General features: G+C 41.7%; 4 protein-coding genes. All 4 read left to right on the forward strand.

Annotation, left to right across the window (positions count from 1 at the left end):
- Positions 1-258: 258 nt before the first annotated feature.
- A complete protein-coding gene (locus A3761_RS23900; RefSeq protein WP_068509678.1) occupies positions 259-537 on the forward strand; it encodes a type II toxin-antitoxin system RelE/ParE family toxin in 279 nt (92 codons plus the stop codon).
- Positions 537-830 (forward strand): HigA family addiction module antitoxin, encoded by a 294-nt coding sequence (locus A3761_RS23905; protein ID WP_068509680.1) that lies wholly within the window; start codon positions 537-539, stop codon positions 828-830. Before A3761_RS23900 ends, A3761_RS23905 begins: the two co-directional genes overlap by 1 nt.
- A 145-nt stretch (positions 831-975) precedes the next feature.
- Positions 976-1,266, forward strand: a complete 291-nt coding sequence (locus A3761_RS23910; protein WP_068511197.1) for a type II toxin-antitoxin system RelE/ParE family toxin — start codon at positions 976-978, stop codon at positions 1,264-1,266.
- A 14-nt stretch (positions 1,267-1,280) separates the two neighbouring features.
- Positions 1,281-1,445: HigA family addiction module antitoxin (locus A3761_RS29115; protein ID WP_082870369.1), on the forward strand; the 165-nt coding region annotated here is incomplete at its 3' end.

A 1,445-nucleotide genomic window follows, 5' to 3' on the forward strand; every position in this document is an offset into this window, starting at 1 on the left:
CGTTGTGCCTAAGCTTCACTCAGTTATGAAATCGCATACTGGCGGTGATTGGAAGTCATTTACACTAACTATAAATGAAACTGGTGAGGCTAAAACCAAATTTGAATACCAATAAAAGCTATAACAAGCAGCTCCACCGGACTCCGCAAAATGTGTCGCGCTTTTTGCTGGAGCAAAAAGTCACGCCAATTTTGCTCCTCCGGTGAGCTGGGCGTTATATTTATTGATGCGTAGTGCGCATCATGCTACCATCAGCTTATGATTAAATCGTTTAAGCATAAAGGTCTCAAAAAGTACTTTGAATCAGGGAGTACTGCGGGCATTCAGAATAGCCATGCAAGGAAATTGAAAATGCAACTGGCGGCTATCGATACTGCTCATGTAATCGAGGATGTTGATTTACCAGGTTATCAATTGCACCCATTAAAAGGTGACCGTGAAGGTATTTGGTCTATTTCGGTTAATGGTAACTGGCGAGTAACTTTCGAATTCAAAGATGGCAATGCATTCATATTAAATTACGAGGACTATCACTAATGAGCATGTATAACCCTCCTCATCCCGGTGAGTTCATTAAAGAAACATACCTTGAGCCGTTCGGTTATAGCTGCCGCTTTTTAGCCAAACAGCTAGATGTCGCATCATCGACACTTAACCGTATTTTAAAGGGGCAAAGTGGTGTAACACCTGAAATGGCATTAAGGCTATCCAAAGCTGTAGGTCGTAGTCCTGAAAGCTGGCTGGCAATGCAAGACAACTATGACCTTTGGCAGGCCAAACAAAATATCAATTTAGGTAACGTTCACTCAGTTTCTTTTGAGGCTGCGTGATTAAATATAACAAAGCAATCTTGCGGAACTCCGTGAGCTGTCACCCTGTTTGCAAAAACACGCAAACAAGCCGCCATCTAACTCCGTCGCGCAAATTGCGGCGTTATATGTTGCATGAATACCGTGTATTCGTTAATATGCCTAAATGATTATTTCCTTTGGCAATAAAACTACATCAGATCTGTTTAATGGTGTTTCTAGTCGTTGGGCACGAAAGCTGCCCAATCAGATACATGAGTTAGTTTTATATAAGCTTGATGTTATTAATGCTGCTCAGAACCTAGATGACCTTAAGTCGCCTCCCGGAAATAGGCTTGAGCTACTTAAAGGTGACCTAGACGGTTTCCATAGTATTCGTATTAATTCTCAGTGGCGTATTGTATTTCGCTGGGATTCTAACGCTGCTCATGATGTCCAAATAGTGGATTACCACTAAATATGAGGTAAATTATGATTCCTTCAAATCGCATAGCAACACACCCAGGAGTTATTCTTCTCAAAGAGTTTCTAGAGCCTCTTGAGGTAACTCAAAAAGCATTGGCATTACATCTAGGCGTTCCTATACAGCGCATAAATGAAATAGTGCGTGGTAAGCGTGGGGTAACCCCTGAAACT

This window comes from Oleiphilus sp. HI0123 (assembly GCF_001635315.1).

What these genes read in the sequence shown, in the direction of transcription:
- A3761_RS23905 (WP_068509680.1), top strand. Translation starts at nt 537, where the DNA reads ATGAGCATGTATAACCCTCCTCATCCCGGTGAGTTCATTAAAGAAACA.
- A3761_RS23900 (WP_068509678.1), top strand. Translation starts at nt 259, where the DNA reads ATGATTAAATCGTTTAAGCATAAAGGTCTCAAAAAGTACTTTGAATCA.
- A3761_RS23910 (WP_068511197.1), top strand. Translation starts at nt 976, where the DNA reads ATGATTATTTCCTTTGGCAATAAAACTACATCAGATCTGTTTAATGGT.